This window comes from Amaricoccus macauensis (genome assembly GCF_049800915.1).
GTDB lineage: Bacteria > Pseudomonadota > Alphaproteobacteria > Rhodobacterales > Rhodobacteraceae > Amaricoccus > Amaricoccus macauensis_A.
On the sequence record NZ_JBNAFY010000003.1, the window covers coordinates 356,771 to 374,509 of the forward strand.

The following is a 17,739-nucleotide window of genomic DNA, read 5'->3' on the forward strand; positions in this document are numbered from 1 at the left end:
CCCGGCTGCGGCCCCGCCATAAGATCCCGCCATGACAGCGCCGCGATTCATCCACCTCCGCCTTCACTCCGCTTATTCCCTTCTGGAAGGGGCGGTTCCGGTCAAGAAACTCGGCGACATGTGTGCAGCCGATGGAATGCCCGCCGTGGCCCTCACGGACAGTGGCAACCTCTTCGGCGCGATGGAATTCAGCACCGTCGTCGCAAAAACTGGCGTTCAGCCGATCATGGGCTGCGAACTCGATCTCGCCTACGCGAAACCCGCTCAGCCGGGCGATGCCGCGCCCCCGCCACGCGCCATTGTGCTGCTGGCACAGAACGAAACCGGCTTCGAGAACCTGCTCAAGCTCTCCTCCATCAACTACCTGGATGCGAGCGCGGCACTTCCGCACATCGCGATGGACGCGCTCGAGGCCCACGCAGAGGGGCTGATCTGTCTGACCGGCGGCGCCGGTGGGCCGCTCGGACAGCTCATCCAGGATGGCCACCGAGACCGCGCGCATGCCCTTGCAAAACGCCTGAATGCGCTCTTCCCGGATCGTCTCTATGTCGAGATCCAGCGCCACCCGAACGAAGACGGCCGCCGCAGTCCCGAAGAAGACGCGACCGAACCCGGCCTTGTTTCCATCGCCTATGACCTGGATCTGCCGCTCGTGGCCACCAATGACGTCCATTTCCCGAAAAAGGAGATGTATGACGCCCATGACGCGCTGCTTTGCATCGCCGATGGTGCCTATGTGGACCAGAACGAGCCGCGCCGCCGCCTGACCCCCGAACATTACTTCAAGCCCCAGAGCGAAATGGCGGAGCTGTTCTCAGACCTGCCCGAAGCGCTGGAAATGACCGTGGAGATCGCCCGACGCTGCGCCTACCGACCACTGAAGCGCAAACCGATCCTGCCCCGCTTTGCCGATGATGAGGTCGAGGAGCTGCGCCGCCAGGCCCGTGAGGGTCTCGCCAAGCGGCTCGAGGTCATCCCACACGCGGCACCGGTCGAAGAATACGAGAAGCGGCTGGAATACGAACTCGGCATCATCGAACGCATGGGCTTCCCCGGCTACTTCCTGATCGTTGCCGACTTCATCAAATGGGGAAAAGATCACGATATTCCCGTGGGTCCGGGCCGCGGGTCCGGGGCGGGTTCGCTGGTGGCCTATGCACTCACCATCACCGACCTCGACCCGCTCCGCTACTCGCTGCTCTTCGAGCGCTTCCTCAACCCTGAACGTGTCTCGATGCCGGATTTCGACATCGACTTCTGCATGGACCGCCGCGAAGAGGTGATCCACTACGTCCAGGAGAAATACGGCCGCGAGAAGGTCGCGCAGATCATCACCTTCGGTGCGCTCCTGTCAAAGGCCGCCGTGCGCGACGTGGGCCGTGTGCTGCAGATGCCCTACGGCCAGGTCGACCGTCTCTCGAAGCTCATCCCTGTCGAAGGCGTGAAACCCGTCAGCATCGAAAAGGCACTGGCGGACGAACCCCGCCTGCGCGAAGCCGCCAAGGCCGAACCGCAGGTCGACCGACTCCTCACACTCGCGCAGCAGGTCGAGGGGCTGCTCAGGAACGCCTCCACCCACGCAGCCGGCGTGGTGATCGGGGACAGACCGCTCGATGAACTCGTGCCGCTCTATCGCGACCCGCGCTCGGACATGCCCGCGACCCAGTACAACATGAAATGGGTCGAGGAAGCCGGGCTGGTGAAGTTCGACTTCCTCGGGCTCAAGACGCTCACGGTCATCCAGAACGCCCTCGACCTGCTGAAGCTGCGCGAGATCGAGATCGACATCGGCCATATCGACCTCGAGGACAAACCGACCTACGACCTTTACGCCAGCGCCCAGACCGTCGCCGTGTTCCAGGTGGAAAGCGCGGGCATGCGCTCCGCCCTGCGCCAGCTCAAACCCACCTGCATCGAGGACATCATCGCACTCGTGGCGCTCTATCGGCCCGGCCCGATGGAGAACATCCCGAAGTATTGCAACGTCAAGAACGGCAAGGAGAAGCTCGAGAGCCTCCATCCTTCCATCGACTACATTCTCGCCGAAACCCAGGGCATCATCGTCTACCAGGAACAGGTGATGCAGATCGCCCAGGTCATGGCGGGCTACAGCCTCGGCGGCGCGGACCTTCTGCGCCGTGCGATGGGCAAGAAGATCAAGGAGGCGATGGACGCCGAAAGGCCCAAGTTTCTCGAAGGCGCCAAGGCCAATGGCGTTGACAAGGCCAAGGCGCAGGAGGTCTGGGACCTTCTGGAGAAGTTCGCGAACTACGGCTTCAACAAATCCCACGCCGCCGCCTATGCCGTGGTCAGCTACCAGACCGCCTGGCTCAAGGCGAACCACCCGGTCGAGTTCATGGCCGCGGTGATGAACTGCGATATTCACCTCACCGACAAGCTGGGCATCTACAAGCAAGAAGTCGACCGGCTGGGCATCGAGACCGTGCCCCCGGACGTGAACAGCTCCGAGGCGCTCTTCACGGTGCGCGATGGGCAGATCGTCTATGCGCTCGGCGCGTTGAAGGGCGTCGGACCGGAAGCGATGAAACTGATCGCGGACGAGCGCAGGGCGAACGGCAAGTTCGGCGGTCTCTTCGACTTTGCCTCCCGCGTGGATCTCCGACGGGTGGGCAAGAAGGCTCTCGAAATGCTCGCGAGGGCTGGCGCACTCGATTCGCTCGATTCCAATCGTCACAAGGCCTTTAGATCCATCGAGGCGCTGATTGCCTACTCCGCCCAGGCCCATGACGAGCGCGCTTCGGCGCAGGTCAGCCTCTTCGGCGAGGCGGTGGATGCCCTGCCCGCCCCGCGCCTGCCGAGCCCCGAGGAATGGACACCTATGGAGCGACTCGGCCACGAGCACGCCGCCATCGGCTTCTACCTGTCAGGTCATCCGCTCGACGACTATGCCGGTGCCCTGAAGCGCGAAGGCGTCCTGACCTACGAGGATCTGGTCCGCAAGTCCGTCTCGAGTGGCACCGCAACGGTCGCGCAGATCGCGGGAACCGTCTCCGTGCGGGATGAACGCAAGTCGGCCCGTGGCAACCGCTTCGCGTTTGTGAAGCTCTCCGACCCCACCGGCCTCTACGAAGTGCGCATATTCTCCGATGTCCTCGACGTGGCCCGCGACTTCCTCGAACCGGGACAGAACGTCATGCTCACGGTGGTCGCGACGCCCGAGGGCGATGACCTCGGGATTCTCGCCAAGGGCGCACAACCCATCGACGTTGCACTTCGCGGAGCGGCCAGCGCCGGGATACGGCTGTTCGTCAACGAGGATCGAGCCCTCGAGTCCCTCGCGAAACGGCTAGAATCCATCCGCGAGGATGCCAAGGGCGCGAGGCTCGGTCCGATCAGCGTCATGCTGATGCATCCGGACCTGCCCGGCGAGGTCGAGATCGAACTCGGTGAACCCTGCCCCGTGAGCCCGCAGGTGATCGGCGCGCTCAAATCCGTGCGGGGCGTGGTTCACATTGAGGAATATTGAACCCGGCGTTTACTCCGCTGCCGCATAGATCATGTCGATCATGCGCTGGTTGCCGCGCGAGAACTCCAGCGGGCAGGCATAGTCTGCCCCGTCGAAGATCGTGGCGGCAAAGGCATCGGCCTGGGCTGCATACTGGTCGGCTAGCGGGAACCGCTCGAGCGTAATCCGCCCGCTTTCGTCGCGATGCTCGATCACCGTATCACCGTAGAGCCTAGCGTTGAACGGCGCCTTGACTGTCAGCCAGCCCCTGTCGCCGTGGAAGGTGACGAATTGCTGCGCCGCCATCCGCATTGAAACATAGAAATCCAGCCCGAAACTCGGGAAATCGGCCGAGACACGCGCTGTCGCGTCAATCCCCATGTCCCAATCGATCGTGGCGCGGATTGTCTCGGGCTCTTCGCCGGTCACGAAACGGGTCACGACGCTGGGATAGACCCCGATGTCGCGCAGCGCCCCGCCGCCCTGATCCGGCATGTTGCGAATGTTCTGCGGGTCCGTATTGTTGAAACTGAATGCCGATTGGACGTGACAAAGCTTTCCGATCGCCCCGCCCTGCACCAGTTCCCGGACACGGAGCCACTGCGGGTGATGCGTCACCATAAACGCCTCGGCGGCGAAGACACCGTGGGCGTCCCGCGCCTCGATCAGCCCGTCAATCTCCTCGGCCTTCAGGGAGATGGGCTTCTCGCAGAGCACCGGCTTACCGGCCTCGATACACTTGCGTGTCCATTCGACGTGCGCCCCGTTCGGAAGCGGAACGTAGATCGCGTCGATCTCCGGATCGGCCAGCAGCGCATCATAGCTGTCGAGCGCCCGCGCACCATATGGGGCAGCCAAAGCTTGTGCCCGCTCCACACCGCGGCTCGCGACAGCCGCCACAACGCCCCGCTCGCTCTTGTGAGTCGCCGGACAAATCCATTCTCGCGCAATCTTCGCCGCGCCGAGAATACCCCAGCGAACCTGTTTACCTGTCATGAGTGTCCTCCCTCGTTTCAGCGTGAAACTAGAACCAAAGCCGGTCGGCCGAAACCGTTCAGTCTCCGTATTTCACGAGAAACCCTGGGAATGGCCGATGAGGTGGGAGGGTGCCGCATTGCACGAAGCGCCCGGTGCCGCAAGGAGGAGGAGGAGGAAGCCATGTCGCACCGGGCTCGCTTCGCACAACAGATGTAAGCTACTCCGAACATCTGGCAGGGAAATCGGCAAATCCGGGAATGACACCCGCGCGGGAGCATTCTGTTCAGAATCCAGTCAAACAAATGACCGACAGGCGAATAAATGCGCAGTCAGAACACTTCCTCCGATGGCATCCCGCCATCGGCGGCATCGGAAATGAAAAGGGCCAACCATCAGAGGTCGGCCCATTTTCGGCGAGATGTCTAAAAGAGGAATCAGGCGGCTTCTGCGCGCTGAGCCTGCCGTTCGCTTTCTTCGCGGCTGAGCGCCACGGAGGTGCGGACACCACGCGATACGAATTCCATCATGCCTTTTACCGTGCGCTCGTTGGGATCGATCCCGGCGCACATGAGCACCTCGCGCCCATCGCGCGAACGCGCCCAGCGGGCGATGACTTCGGGGCCGTTGCCATATTTCTTGTCGTCGGCAATGGCGTCGTCGAGAGCGGCAAGAACAACGGCCGCAAACAGTTTCTGGGCGCGTGCGCCCTGATCGTTGGTGTAAGCGACCTCATCCACGTAATCGAACATTACGTTTTCCTTTTTGTGTTTCAGTGCGTCTGAGCGTGGCGCACTATGACGATCTGATGACGTTTGTGGTCTGCCAAAACCGCAAGGCTGATCTGCGTTCTGGGTATATCTCATGCCTCTGGGGTGGCGGGGTAGCCGACGATATAAGGCGGTGAGAGTCACGTTTCAACAAAAACAACCCCTGAAACGCCCTGACAATCACAGATTGACGCAAAATCTTCACTCTCACCTGTCAATATCGGAGTTCGCCAACCGGCGCCTCGATCCTTTCAATCCAAAAATCTCAGCATTTTCAGCTTGCAGGCAAACGGTTTGCGTGGAAGACGTCCGCGATTGTGCAGCGGCGACCTTTCCTGCCGAATTTACAATTTTTGCCGCAGGAAAATCGCCGATTGTCGCGAAGTGCGGGTGAACGGCGCGCTAACCATGCCGGATTCGGCTCAACTACTCAGCAACTAAAGCGCGAATTTGTCCGACCACTGTATCTCAATACGTGCTAAATCCCTTTCAAGATGCATGGGATGCTCATTGAGGAGCGGGTGATGGATTTACATGAATTATGCAGAGGTCTTCGAACGACGGAGTTGGCCTTTCGAAAGACCGCCGAGAACGCGAGAAACGTCAACGAAATGCTGCGCCTGTTCCTCGCTTCGCAGGCGTGAACTCAGCAGCCGCAATCGATCTTTCGCGATCCGTGACCGCCTGACCCGATAGTCGAGTCCCATCAAACCTGGGTCTCGATACCAAGACGCCACGCAGATGCGCGGCGCCAGGTATTCTTGAAGATTACGCGCGAAAACTTCGCCGAGCGGCTCAGAGGCCGGGGTAGATCGGGAACTTGCGGCAAAGGTCGATGGCCCGAGCCTTCACGGCCGCTTCCACCTCGCCGTTGCCGTCTTCGCCATTGGCGGCAAGCCCGTCCACGACTTCCGTGATCATCTGCCCGATCTGATCGAACTCCGCTTCGCCGAAGCCGCGCGTCGTTCCTGCAGGCGTCCCAAGGCGGATACCGGAGGTGACAAACGGTTTTTCGGGATCGAAGGGAACACCGTTCTTGTTGCAGGTGATGTGAGCCCGACCGAGAGCCTTCTCGGCCGCCTTGCCTGTGACACCCTTGGGGCGCAGATCGACCAGCATCAGGTGATTGTCGGTTCCGCCCGAAACGACCCCGAGCCCGCCCCGCTGGACGGAGGCCGAAAGCGCCTTCGCATTTGCAGCAACCTGCGCCGCGTAGTCCTTGAAGGCCGGCGTGAGAGCTTCACCGAAAGCGACCGCCTTCGCCGCGATCACATGCATGAGAGGTCCGCCCTGAAGACCGGGGAACACCGCGGAATTGATCTTCTTCGCGATTGCCTCGTCGTTCGACAGGATGAGCCCTCCGCGCGGACCGCGCAGGGACTTGTGGGTGGTCGTGGTGCAGACATGCGCATGCGGAACCGGTGACGGATGTGCGCCACCTGCGACAAGCCCGGCGATATGGGCCATGTCCACCATCAGGTAGGCCCCGACCTCATCCGCGATCTCGCGGAACGCCGCCCAGTCCCAGAATCGACTGTAGGCCGTGCCGCCCGCAAGGATCAGTTTCGGCTTGTGCTCGAGCGCCTTGGCGCGGATGTCCTCCATATCGAGCCGCTGGTCCTGCTCGCGCACCCCGTAGGAGACCACGTTGAACCACTTGCCGGACATGTTCACCGGCGAGCCGTGCGTCAGGTGGCCACCCGAGTTCAGATCCAGACCCATGAAGGTGTCGCCAGGCTTCAGAAGCGCAAGAAACACCGCCTGGTTCATCTGGCTGCCGGAATTGGGCTGAACATTGGCGAACTTGGCACCGAAGAGCTCGCAGGCCCGGTCGATGGCAAGCTGCTCGGCCACATCCACGAACTGACAGCCACCATAATAGCGCTTGCCGGGGTAGCCTTCGGCATACTTGTTGGTGAGCACAGAGCCTTGTGCCTGAAGCACGGCAAGGCTTACGATGTTCTCGGAGGCGATCAGCTCGATCTCCTCACGCTGGCGACCGAGCTCCTGGCCCAGAACCTCGAAGATCGCCGAATCGCGGCTCGAAAGCGGCTCCGTGAAGAAGGCGGATACGGGCTTGTCATGCTTCATCGATCTCTCCTCGCGGGCAAGCATGTGACGCGCCGGTGACATAGCCCTTTTGCCCTCCGCAGGAAAGGGCGCAACCGCCACTTCCCGCGCCACATGCGCCATGCGGATGTTCGCGAAACGTGCAAATCTCGCATTTTCCGACGAAAAGAGGGGAGTGTGTGACGAATGTCACATTATTTTGCAGTGCAAACGATTAAGACTTTAGTGATCGCGGAAGATCGGGCAATATGCGTTGGTCGATCGGACAGTGCAACAGTTATGCGGACAATGTGTCGAGCCGCAGTCGAGTGAGGGATCTTGTTATGATCGGAACTGCAGAAGGCAGGTTGGACGAAATCCAGGGCGTGGCGCGCCCGACCGCCGGTGCTGAGGTTACCGGAAAGCTTTATCGTCGGTATTTCAAGCGTGTGCTCGATCTCTTCATCGTGCTCGCAGCTTCGCCTGTTATTCTTCCTGTAGTGCTGATCCTTGCCTTTCTGATCAAGCGAGACGGTGGCTCGGCGTTCTACACCCAGAGCCGAATCGGCAAGGGCGGACGTGAGTTCAAGATCTGGAAGCTGCGTTCCATGGTCGCCAATGCCGATCAGATGCTGGAATCTTATCTCGCGGAAAATCCCGAGGCCCGTGCCGAGTGGGATCGCACGCAGAAGCTCAAGAAGGACCCCCGGATCACGCCTGTCGGCAGGCTCATCCGCAAGACCTCCCTTGATGAGCTTCCGCAGCTGTGGAACGTGTTTATCGGTGACATGAGCCTCGTGGGCCCGCGTCCGATGCTTCCCGAGCAGGTGTCGCTCTATCCGGGCCGTGCCTACTATGCCCTTCGTCCGGGCCTGACCGGCTTCTGGCAGATCTCGAGCCGCAATTCCACCTCGTTCGCCGGGCGCTCGGCGTTCGACAACCGCTACAACCGCCGGCTTTCGCTCTACACGGACATCCTCGTGATCCTCGCAACTGTTCGAGTTGTCCTCCGCGGCACCGGATACTGACGCCCCCGAACATTCGACCCCTCATTTTTGGACACGGTGCCTCCCGGCCCGTGTCCTCTTCGCGTCTGATCTGAGCCACGGGGCACCGGCGAAACACCGTCCGTCAAGGCCGGCTCACCGCACAGACTTGCAATAAACGCATGGCTGCCATGCATATTTTCGCGGTTCAAGACACCGGTTCTCAACGCAATATGGGCACGATCCTGCTGCGTTCGCGTTTGCGGCGCAGTCACCGCTGACAGGACCACCCGACATGACCAGCGTATTTGACCTGATCGGCCTCGCGGCCGCCGCCATGACCACGTTTGCCTTCCTGCCGCAGGTCATCGAGACTTGGCGCAGCCGGTCTACCGCTGGCCTCAGCCTTGTGATGCTCTGTGTGCTTGCGACGGGCCTTGCCCTGTGGCTCGTCTATGGCATCGGCGAAGGGCAGCTGCCGGTGATCCTCGCGAACGGGGCAACCCTCATCCTCGTGCTGATCCTTCTCGGGCTCAAGCTTCGGGATGTTCTGGGTCTGCGCTTTCTGCGCTAGACTTGCCCTTAGGCGTATCCGAAGCGAGCAGGCCTTGAAGCCCATCCGCCGTGCGCAAGTGCAGATCGCGTTGCGGTAGCGGAATATGAATGCCTTCCTTGTGGAAGCGGTCGAAGATGTCGAAATACATGTCCGACTTGACCGTCAGGATAAAGTTCACATCCCGAAGATAGCAGCGCAGCTCGAAATTCAGCCCGTCGGGTCCGTACCCCATGAAAAGCGCTGCAGGTGCCGGATCCTCGAGCACCAGCGGATGCCGCTCTACCAGTTCCATCAGGATCGCCTCGACCTTCCGCGGATCGGTATCGTAGCTGACATGCAGTGGCACGATGAGCCGACCGGCAATATCGCTGAGCGTCCGGTTCAGCACCGTGCCAGCCACGAGATCGGCATTGGGCACGATCACGGAGGCCTTGTCGAAGGTCTCAATGATGGTCGATCTCACGCGGATACCCGTCACATAGCCGGTGAACTCGCCTACCTCGATCCAGTCGCCCTCCTTGATGGGGCGCTCGATCAGCAGGATGATTCCCGAAACGAAGTTCGACACCACCGTCTGCAAGCCGAAGCCGATCCCGACCGAGAGCGCACCGGCCACGATGGCAAGGTTGGTCAGGTCGAGCCCCGCGGCGGAAATCCCGAGAACAAGCGCGGTCCCGACCCCGACATAGTTCATTCCCGCGATGATGGCGTTGCGCCCGCCGGCATCGAGCTTCGTACGCGGAAGGACGGTTCCGCGCAGAATCGTCTGGATGAAGCGGACAACGCCGATGATGATGACAAAGACCAGCAGGAACTTGAAGAACCCGACCGGCGAGAGAGTCACCCCGCCGAAACTGGTGCCCTCGGAAAGGATCCGCCAGGATTCGACGATATCCGTTGGCCGCGCCCCCCAGATCAGACCAAGCACAGGCAGGCAGGCAACGAAGACGAGAATCGCCACGAAAACGGGGATCAGCCCGCCATCGCCCTGGCCCTGATCCGGCCCCCGCCGGGTGCGATCGGAGAAAATCGAAACGAATGTCTTGCTCAACAGATCAAAGACGACGAGCCCCGCCCCCGCCAGCCCGGCGGTCTTCATCAGCGGAAATTCCAGCAAACGCGCCGCGGCGAGAAAACCGATCATGGCAAGAACCGGTGCCGCGAAGGCTGCAAGCCGGATCAGGCTGGCAAAGAGATCCATCGTCTGAAGGCCGACGTTGACCGTCTGCGCATCGGTATGGCCGGAAGCGACCCGGTCGCTGATGCGACGGCGCAGAAGCCGAAGGAGCGATGCAAGAAGCAGAAGCTGCACCGATCCGACCAGGATCAGCGGCAGATAGAGCACCGCTTGGGTCGAGGCCGAGAGCCCGCCCGCCGCCACGAGCTCCGCCAACACCCGATCGCATGCGAGCAGGAGCCCGAGGTAGAGAATGATGCGCGCACCGGAGCGTGCCTCGACATTGTCCAGCGGGAGAACCCGGTGATTGGCGGTCCGAGGCGCAAAGAGACTGCCACCGAGCCACCCCGCACCGATCAGATACCAGACCGGTGGAGGAACACCGAAGTAGCTGACCTGCGGCTCAACGGCCATCCAAGCGCCGGGTTGAAGCGCCGCAAACAGAAGCCCCGCTCCAACTGTTGGCAGGATAATCCGGTTAAGATTGCGCAACGCAAGGATCCAGGCGACCGTGCGCCGCCGTGTTGCCCTGTCCAGCGTGCGTTCGATCCAGTCTCCCGCGCGCGATCTCAGGTGAAACGTCAGCGCCACCGCACCGAGCAGCACGATGATCCGGATCGGCAACTGATCCGCCACTGCCGTTCGCACGGCGGCGTCGGACGCGGCCTGTTTTGCTGCCTGGATCTGCGCCTGGAGCAGATCCCGGACTTCACCGAATGCTACCTTCCAGTGTGACGGCAAGACCGGCGCGGGTCCGCGTGTCACGAGGTTCTGCGAGAATTCCTCGATCAGCTTGCGGTCGAGGCTCACGATCAACTGGCCAAGACGCTCCTCGGCCTCTTGCGCCTGAACCACGGGAACACGCGCTTCTCCGAGTTGCCGGTTCAGCGTCTCCCGGCGCGACGCGATCTGGGAGGGCTCTCCCGTGCCCTCCTCGGGCGCGGGTCCGAGCGCTTCGAGCCGCGCTTCCAGTTCACGAATCGTGGTCTGCCCGCTGGATTGAAGTTCCGTGGCCCGGTTCCGCAGCCCGACAAGCTCGGACCGCATGTCCTGAAGCTGCTTAATGTTGAGGCCGGGCTGCTCGAGCAGCGCCTCGACCGCCTCGGAATGCTCGTCGAGCATGGCCCCGGTCGGAACATCCGGCACGCTTTGCGCAACCGAACCGGATCCATCTGTTGCCCCTGCCCCGGATTGCGCCAGGGCACCTATCGGGGCGCAGAGCAGAAAGAGACAGAGAAACGCCGGCACCACCCGGAAATCACGGAGCGCGCTCAGCCGACTTCGGAGGAGCCAATACATGACCTGCGAAATCCGCGTGCGGAGGTCAGCCTTCCATGACATCGGGCAGGGTCGCGGCCGCCCGTTCGAGGAATGCCGGGACAGGTAGCCCCTTCGAACGGAGGAACTCTTCGTTGTAGAGCTTCGATTGGTAGCGCGTTCCATAGTCGCAAAGCACCGTCACGATCGTGTGGCCCGGACCAAGATCCCGCGCCATGCGAACCGCGCCCGCAACATTGATGCCGCTCGACGAGCCCAGGCTCAGTCCCTCGTTCTCGAGAAGCGCAAAGAGCACTTTCAGGGCCTCAGCATCGGGGATGTTGTAGGGCATGTCCACCTCGAGGCCCGCGAGGTTGGCGGTGATCCGGCCCTGCCCGATGCCTTCGGTGATCGAGGAGCCCTCCGCCTTGAGACAACCGTGGGCGTAGTGATGGTAGAGTGCGGCACCATCCGGATCGGCCAGCCCGATCTTCACGTCGGGCTTGCGCGCCCGCAGTCCTTCCGCGACGCCCGCCAGCGTGCCGCCCGACCCGACGGCACAGATAAAACCGTCGACCTTGCCGCCGGTCTGGTCCCAGATCTCCGGGGCGGTCGTCTCGACATGGGCCTGCCGGTTCGCCACGTTGTCGAACTGGTTCGCCCAGACGGCCCCCCGCGGATCGGACTTGGCCAGCGCCATGGCCAGCCGCCCGGAATAGCGCACGTAGTTGTTCGGATTGCGATACGGGACCGCCGGAACCTCGACGAGCTCGGCGCCCGCAATCCGCAGCATGTCCTTCTTCTCCTGGCTCTGGGTCTCGGGAATCACGATAACCGTCCGAAAACCCATGGCCGCACCGATCAGAGCCAGCCCGATGCCGGTGTTGCCCGCCGTTCCCTCGACGATGGCCCCGCCCGGTCGAAGCTCTCCGCGCTCGATGGCATCCCGAATGATGAAGAGCGCGGCCCGGTCCTTGACCGACTGGCCCGGGTTCATGAACTCCGCCTTGCCGAGGATCTCGCAGCCGGTTTCTTCCGAGACCTGTTTCAGCCGGATCAACGGCGTATTCCCGACCGCGTCGGGCAAATCTCTTCTTACTCTCATGCAAACAACTCCGATCCGCGCGCCACAGGCCTCGGGCGCTCCGGACCCGAGCGCCCTTCCTTAGACCGAACGCGCGGCTCCATCAAGCAGCGCTCTCGGCGCCCCAGACCCGCATCAGCCTCTCGCGATTGGCGTTGAGCCAGAAGAGCGACAGGACAAGCGGCCCCACGTTAATTTCCCCGCTGGCGACCGCCTGCATCGCGACATCAAGCGGCAGAACGATCGCGCGGATATCCTCGCCTTCCTCGTCGAGCCCATAGTTTCCGCCCGCATTAGACAGATCGGCCTCCGCGACATAGGACGTCATGTATTCACTCGAAATCCCCGGCGTCGAATAATAGGCCGAGATCAGCTCCAACCGGCCGAGGGTAACCCCCGCCTCTTCGTTCGCTTCGCGCCGCGCCGTCGCCTCCGAAGGCTCGAGCTTGTCGCAACGCCCGGCAATGGGTTCGATCAGCCATGGGTTCGGATCGCAGCGCGCAAGCGGAGCCGGGCGCACCTGTTCGATAACCAGAACATTGCCGGTGGCGGGATCGAACGGCAGGACCGTCACCGCGTCGCCGCTGGCGAGAATAGCCCGATCTAGCGGTGCCGAAAAACTGCCGTCGAACCGCCGGTGGCGGTAGCGGTGCTCTTCCACGGCAAAATACTTGGCATAACCGCTTTGGAAGGCGAGCGGCTCGATATCGTCCTCCGCAGGCGACGTGCCACGCAGATCCGTCGGCGTCCGCGTGCGTGCGCCGCGCACTCGCGCAATGGCGCGAAATCCGATCCCGTGCAGAAGTCCGGGCAGGTCTGACGCCGGTTTCCTGCCGAACTGTCCAGCAATTTCCCAAACCACTTCGTCGAGGACTGCCTGATCGTCAGGGCTCCATTGCTCGGGTTCCGACGGCGCAGCAAGGCCCGCCGATTGTGCCTGCACACAAGCCGTGGCGTCCACCGTGGAGCCGCCACAAATGACGGAAACAGGAATGGCGTCAGCGCCAAGGCCTTCCATGACATACGCCAATCTCGCGGGCACAACCTCGTCGTCGAGCCTTACGAGAACACCGCTCGCCTGCGCGCCCTCGCAGGGCACAAGACCCGGCACCATATCGGAAGCGGCTCGGGTCAGCAGGTGGTTCTCCAACATCGCACCGGTCTGGACGCGAAGGCTTCCCTGATCGCAAGGCAGCAATTCAAGACAGACGGAAGACGCGAATGGTTCGGGCAGGAACAGATCCATCAACACACTTTCTCACTTACCACCAACCCCGCACTGCAACATGATAGCCGCGAAGGGCCCGTCGCGCTACCACGACAGGCGCGTCAGGGACTTGGAAAAATAATTCGGATTGAGCGGGCCCGCAGACCGGCCGACCGCCCCGCGATCATACTGCAGGGCGGCAAGCTTCAGGAGAGTTTCAAGTAGTGGCGTCCGGATCGCGGCCCAGGTCCGCCGGGTCGAACTCGTAGTGCGCCCCACAGAACTGGCAATCCGCCGTCACCTTGCCCTCCGCCGTGATGAGATCGGATATATCCTCCCGTGAATAGGTCGAAAGCGTCTCGATCACCTTCTCGGGTCCGCAGGTGCAGCCGAACTGCACCGGTTGGGCCGTGTAGACCCGTGGGGCCTCTTCATGGAAGAGCCGCAACAGCAAATCTTCGGCGCCGACCTGCGGGCCCACCAGTTCGGTCTCCTCCACGGTCTCGAGTAGGTGCAGCGCCCGGTTCCAGTTCTCCTCGTCGTCCCCGTCAAGCATGTCGCCCGCGGCCAGCAACCCCTCAGGACCGCTCGCATCCTGCTTGGCGAAAGGCGAGGCCTTGGGCATATGCTGGAGCATCACGCCGCCCCCGCGCCAGCGCGCACCGTCGCCGGGAACCGTCGATTCCCCCATCGCCAGCGCAAACCGCGTGGGCAGCTGCTCGGACTGCGCGAAGTAGGTCTCGGCGCATTGTGCCAGCGATCCGCCTGCAATCGGCGTGATCCCCTGGTAGGGTTCCCCGCCAAGACGCTGATCGATCAGGATCCCGAAGACGCCCTCCCCGATCAGGTCATAGGGCGCAATGCCGTTTGCACGCGCAATCAGCTCCTCGTCATAGGCGGCATAGGCGCGCAACTGCGCAGCTTCCCCTTCCACGTCGGGCGCAAAATAGTCGGTGGCGATCATCCGGATCGCCCCGTTTCCCCTGACCTGGAGCGAAAGCTTCCAGTTGTGTTTCACGGTCTGTCCGATCAGCGCCGTCAGCAATGTGGCCTCGGCCACGAGCGCCGCAACGGGCGCCGGATAGGCATGCTGACCGATGATCGTCTCGAGAACGGAATCCACCCGCGCTACGCGACCGCGAATATCGGCGCGATCGAGCTGAAAGGGCAGGATCATATCGTCCCAGGCAATCCGGCCGGCGAGTGTCATGTTAGTTCTCCTGTCATGCAGGCGTCTCAGATAGGAACGCGGGCGGCTCTATGCAATCATGCATCTTTTCTCCGGCGACGCAGCACCGTAGTGTCCGAACCATGAGACGTTTCGGGGAACCTGTCCGCGAGGGCATCAGGTATAAGGCACGACCGGGGGTCTACACGATCATCCGGGAGGGGGGAGACGTACTCGTCACCGAGCAATCCCGCCCGCGTTATGAAATCCAGCTTCCAGGCGGCGGCATAGATCCCGGCGAATCGCATCTTCCGGCCCTGCACCGCGAATGCCTCGAGGAAACAGGCTGGAAGATCCGCATTCTGAGGAAGCTTGGCGTCTTCCAGCGCTTCACCTACATGCCGGAATACGAGATCTGGGCCCAGAAGATCTGCCACATCTATCTCAGTGCGCCGGCCATGCCGGTTGGTCCGCCCTCGGAGCCTGCCCACCGAGCCGTCTGGATGCCGATGGACGTGGCGGCAGATCTGCTGGGCAACGCGGGGGATCGGCATTTCGTGCGGCAACTGGCGGCTTAGCGACAGCCGCCGCGCCGCAGGCGGTGACTGAGCCTGACGGCTCATCAGATCCCGCGCGCCATCCGCGCCTTGCGATTCGACGAGAGCTTCATTCCAGGCGCCGAAAGCCGGGTTTCCGGCCCGGTCCAGGCATAGGCCAGCAGACATGGTTCGAGATCCGCCGTCGTGATACGGTGCTCGTCTCCGGGCCGATTGAGGATCAGCGACCCCGGCGCGTGGACCGCCGTATCGTTCTCCGACCAGGCACCCGACACGGAAATGTAGCTTTCCTCGATCTCCTGATGGCTGTGCTGGGGATAGGTGGTCCGCGGCCCGAACAGCACGAACCCGAGGATCAGCCGATCGGCCATGACGGGTCCCCTCGGCCCGAGCACCTCGCAATAGGCATATTTGTTCTTCAGCGAATTCGGCACCTTCTCGTAGCCGTATTCCCAGGTAAGCTTGTCCGCAACGCGCGAAAGGGCGCGGGCCATGCCATGGACCACGCCCTTCTCGCCGAGATCAAGCGCCCGCATCAGATGCCCCGTGACCGGCTTCGCGGAAACCGGTCGGGGCAGGACGCAGGGATTCGAATCGATGATGGAAGAAAGCGTGTCGCGCACCCGCTTCCGATGAGAGCGGATCAGCCGGCTTCCGCCCGCCGAGCCATGACGATAGAGCGTGTCGAATTCGCGCAGCAGGTAGAGCCAGCTCGGGCAATCCGTCAGGCGCAACTCCTGCGCCTGGTCCAACTCACTCGGGTCTTCCATCGGGCCGTATGGCTCCTCCTGTCCTGTATTGCGCGCGCCGTTGGTCAGCCCAGTTCGGGCGACACCGGCACCACGATCCGGCCGCGGATCTGGCCTTCGAGGAACTTCGGCGCCGTCTCGACCACGTCAGAGAACGCGATTTCGGTCGTCATGGCATCGAGCTTCGCCAGGTCGAGATCACGAGCCAGGCCCTCCCAGGCCTCAAGGCGCTCTGCCTTCGGGCAGTTAACGCTGTCCACACCCACAAGCGTCACGCCACGCAGGATGAAGGGCGCAACCGTCGCAGGGAGATCCATTCCGGCCGCAAGCCCACAAGCCGCGACGACGCCACGATACTTGATGCTCGCAAGCATGTTGGCCAGAACCGTGCTGCCCGCCACGTCGACGCCTGCGGCCCAACGCTCCTTCGCCAAGGGACGCCCCTTGCCGGAAAGCTCGGCCCGATCAACGATCGAAGCGGCGCCAAGCCCCTTCAGATAATCCGTCTCGGACATGCGACCCGTCACGGCCGCCACCTCGAAGCCCCGCGCGGCCAGTAGCGCGGTCGCAACACTGCCCACACCACCGGCGGCGCCGGAGACGACCACTTCCCCGCTTTCGGGCGTTATCCCGTGCTTCTGCAGCGCATCGACGCAGAGCATAGCCGTGTAGCCGGCCGTGCCGATCGCCATCGCCTGCCGGAGGCTGATTCCATCGGGCAGCGGCACCAGCCAGTCGCCCTTCACGCGCGCCTGTTTCGCAAGACCGCCCCAGTGCTTCTCACCAACGCCCCAGCCGTTGAGAACCACCCTATCGCCCGGCTTGTAATCGGAATGCGCGCTCTCGACCACGATCCCGGAGTAGTCGATGCCGGGAACCATCGGGAAGCTCCGGACCACCGGGGAAGCCCCGGTGATCGCCAGTGCATCCTTGTAGTTGAGGGTCGAATAGGCCACGTCGACCAGCACATCGCCCTCGGGCAACTGATCGGCACCAACCTCCGTCATCTTGACCGTCTGGCCGTCTTCGGACTTTTCGATCATGATTGCGTCGAACATGGGGTTCCTCCTCTATCCCTTGATCATATTGAAAAACACTGTCGCAAACGTGCGGAGCGGGTCCGCCCTTCGCTCCAGCTTCGCCCGCAGCACGGCTCCCTCCCAGCCGATCCAGAAAAACGCCGCGAGCGCTTCCGGATCGCACGAACGTGCGAGGGTGCCTTCCTCCTGCGCAAGCCTCAGGCAGTCCGCGGTGCGGCGCTGCCAGTCCTCCAGCACATCGGTGAGTTTCTGGCGGAATTCCTCCGGCAGCGCGCCCATTTCCTGGCCCAGATTGCCCACGAGGCAACCCCGCCTGAAATCATGCCGGGCCATGCCCCGCTCCGCATCCTCGGTGAAGCCACGCAGCCGATCGAGCGCAGGCAGCGTGTCGTTCAGGAAGGCCGCATCGAGCTTGGCGGCGAAATAGGCGTGATAGGCATCGATCAGATGGCTCCCGAAGTCCGCCTTGCCCTGGAAGTAGTGGTAGAACCCGCCCTTCGGAACCGATGCCGCCTTCAGGATCTCGTCAACACCGACGGCGGAATATCCCTTCTCCGTCAGATGGGCGAGCCCGGCCCGAACCAGCCTCCGGCGCGCCTCCGACTCGTCCCAGTTCCGTTTGGGGCGACCGCGGCGCGGCGCGGACTTCTTAGTGTCGATTCTCGTTTCGCCGCTCATGGGGAATTAAATAGACCATG

14 protein-coding genes are annotated in these 17,739 nt (G+C 62.6%); 4 read left to right on the top strand and 10 right to left on the bottom strand.

Annotated features, from left to right (window positions below):
- Nucleotides 1-31 precede the first annotated feature (31 nt).
- Entirely contained in the window at nucleotides 32-3,487 is a 3,456-nt protein-coding gene (gene dnaE / locus ACP15W_RS09480) for a DNA polymerase III subunit alpha (RefSeq protein ID WP_424932632.1), read from the top strand.
- Between the two features lie 9 nt (nucleotides 3,488-3,496).
- Here dnaE and ACP15W_RS09485 read toward each other — a convergent pair whose 3' ends face one another.
- The 3 genes from ACP15W_RS09485 to glyA all read right to left on the bottom strand — a co-directional run bounded on the left by ACP15W_RS09485 (nucleotide 3,497) and on the right by glyA (nucleotide 7,302).
- Nucleotides 3,497-4,462 carry a Gfo/Idh/MocA family protein gene (locus ACP15W_RS09485; RefSeq protein WP_424932633.1) on the bottom strand — a complete coding sequence of 322 codons (966 nt, stop codon included), beginning with the start codon at nucleotides 4,460-4,462 and terminating at the stop codon, nucleotides 3,497-3,499.
- A 416-nt stretch (nucleotides 4,463-4,878) separates the two neighbouring features.
- The gene (locus ACP15W_RS09490; protein ID WP_111429139.1) at nucleotides 4,879-5,193 is read right to left on the bottom strand and encodes a DUF6280 family protein; all 315 of its coding nucleotides are present in this window, start codon (nucleotides 5,191-5,193) and stop codon (nucleotides 4,879-4,881) included.
- 813 nt (nucleotides 5,194-6,006) lie between these two features.
- Nucleotides 6,007-7,302 (bottom strand): serine hydroxymethyltransferase, encoded by a 1,296-nt coding sequence (gene glyA / locus ACP15W_RS09495; protein WP_424932634.1) that lies wholly within the window; start codon nucleotides 7,300-7,302, stop codon nucleotides 6,007-6,009.
- Nucleotides 7,303-7,604: 302 nt separating this feature from the next.
- Between glyA and ACP15W_RS09500 the strand changes: the two genes are divergently transcribed.
- Both ACP15W_RS09500 and ACP15W_RS09505 read left to right on the top strand, forming a co-directional pair.
- Nucleotides 7,605-8,288, top strand: a complete 684-nt coding sequence (locus ACP15W_RS09500) for a sugar transferase (protein WP_424932635.1) — start codon at nucleotides 7,605-7,607, stop codon at nucleotides 8,286-8,288.
- Nucleotides 8,289-8,541: 253 nt separating this feature from the next.
- Entirely contained in the window at nucleotides 8,542-8,820 is a 279-nt protein-coding gene (locus tag ACP15W_RS09505) for a SemiSWEET family sugar transporter (protein WP_424932636.1), read from the top strand.
- On the opposite strand, the gene ACP15W_RS09510 is transcribed toward ACP15W_RS09505, so the two are convergent.
- The 4 genes from ACP15W_RS09510 to ACP15W_RS09525 form a co-directional block, all read right to left on the bottom strand.
- Complete coding sequence (locus tag ACP15W_RS09510) at nucleotides 8,780-11,278, bottom strand: DUF3772 domain-containing protein (RefSeq protein WP_424932637.1); 2,499 nt, start codon at nucleotides 11,276-11,278, stop codon at nucleotides 8,780-8,782. The two genes, ACP15W_RS09505 and ACP15W_RS09510, sit on opposite strands and share 41 nt — an antisense overlap.
- 25 nt (nucleotides 11,279-11,303) lie before the next feature.
- Nucleotides 11,304-12,341: a cysteine synthase A gene (locus tag ACP15W_RS09515; protein WP_424932638.1), complete on the bottom strand. Its 1,038-nt coding sequence runs from the start codon at nucleotides 12,339-12,341 to the stop codon at nucleotides 11,304-11,306.
- Between the two features lie 82 nt (nucleotides 12,342-12,423).
- A complete protein-coding gene (locus tag ACP15W_RS09520) occupies nucleotides 12,424-13,566 on the bottom strand; it encodes an NUDIX domain-containing protein (RefSeq protein ID WP_424932872.1) in 1,143 nt (380 codons plus the stop codon).
- Nucleotides 13,567-13,744: 178 nt separating this feature from the next.
- Nucleotides 13,745-14,737 carry an Hsp33 family molecular chaperone HslO gene (locus tag ACP15W_RS09525; RefSeq protein ID WP_424932640.1) on the bottom strand — a complete coding sequence of 331 codons (993 nt, stop codon included), beginning with the start codon at nucleotides 14,735-14,737 and terminating at the stop codon, nucleotides 13,745-13,747.
- 101 nt (nucleotides 14,738-14,838) lie between these two features.
- Here ACP15W_RS09525 and ACP15W_RS09530 point away from each other — a divergent pair, with 101 nt between their 5' ends.
- Nucleotides 14,839-15,273, top strand: coding sequence for an NUDIX hydrolase (locus tag ACP15W_RS09530; protein ID WP_424932641.1), 435 nt, complete (start codon nucleotides 14,839-14,841; stop codon nucleotides 15,271-15,273).
- Nucleotides 15,274-15,317: 44 nt separating this feature from the next.
- Here the strand turns inward: ACP15W_RS09530 and ACP15W_RS09535 are convergent, their stop codons facing one another.
- The 3 genes from ACP15W_RS09535 to ACP15W_RS09545 are packed head-to-tail and all read right to left on the bottom strand — an operon-like array spanning nucleotide 15,318 to nucleotide 17,719.
- Nucleotides 15,318-16,022 (bottom strand): dimethylsulfonioproprionate lyase family protein, encoded by a 705-nt coding sequence (locus ACP15W_RS09535; RefSeq protein WP_424932642.1) that lies wholly within the window; start codon nucleotides 16,020-16,022, stop codon nucleotides 15,318-15,320.
- Between the two features lie 44 nt (nucleotides 16,023-16,066).
- The gene (locus ACP15W_RS09540; RefSeq protein WP_424932643.1) at nucleotides 16,067-17,059 is read right to left on the bottom strand and encodes an MDR family oxidoreductase; all 993 of its coding nucleotides are present in this window, start codon (nucleotides 17,057-17,059) and stop codon (nucleotides 16,067-16,069) included.
- A 12-nt stretch (nucleotides 17,060-17,071) separates the two neighbouring features.
- Nucleotides 17,072-17,719 (bottom strand): TetR/AcrR family transcriptional regulator, encoded by a 648-nt coding sequence (locus ACP15W_RS09545; RefSeq protein WP_424932644.1) that lies wholly within the window; start codon nucleotides 17,717-17,719, stop codon nucleotides 17,072-17,074.
- Nucleotides 17,720-17,739: the final 20 nt, after the last annotated feature.